The 628-nt window shown below is 72.3% G+C and carries 1 protein-coding gene; it reads left to right on the plus strand.

The window, feature by feature from the left end; genetic code table 11:
• A partial coding sequence (locus F0185_RS34130; RefSeq protein ID WP_167233130.1) for a condensation domain-containing protein occupies positions 1-628 on the plus strand: 628 nt, incomplete at both ends.

Here is a 628-nt window from a genome sequence, read left to right on the forward strand (position 1 = left end):
AGCGGGTCGGCCGCGAAGACCATTTCTTCGACCTGGGCGGGCACTCGCTGCTGGCGGTGCAACTGGCCTCGCGGGTGCGCCAGCGCATGGGGGCCGAGCTGCCGCTGCGCACCCTGTTCGCGCGCCCGCTGTTGCGCGAGCTCGCTGGCAGCCTGGCGCAACTGGCGTGCGCGCCGCTGGCGCCGATTGCGGCGGCCAGCCGCGCCGCGCCGCTGCCGCTCTCGTTCGCGCAGCAGCGCCTGTGGTTCCTGGACCAGTTCGACCACGCGGCCGGGGCGGCGTATCACATGCCGGCCGGGCTGCGCCTGTCGGGCCAACTGGACACGGACGCACTGGTGCGCGCGCTGGACCATATCGTGGCGCGCCACGAAAGCCTGCGCACCTGCTTTGTCGAGATTGACGGCGTGCCGTGGCAGAGCTTCGGCGCGGCAGGGCAGGGCATGGCGCTAGCGCGCCACGACCTGTCGCATTTGCGCGGTCATGAGCAGGAACAGGCCCTGGCCACGCAGGCGCAGGATGAGAGCGCGGCGCCGTTCGACCTGGCGCGCGGGCCGCTGATCCGCGCGCGCCTGCTGCGCCTGGACGAGCAAGAGCACGTGCTGCTGGTGACCCAGCACCACATCGTTTC

This window comes from Massilia rubra, assembly GCF_011682065.1.
GTDB lineage: Bacteria > Pseudomonadota > Gammaproteobacteria > Burkholderiales > Burkholderiaceae_D > Telluria_A > Telluria_A rubra.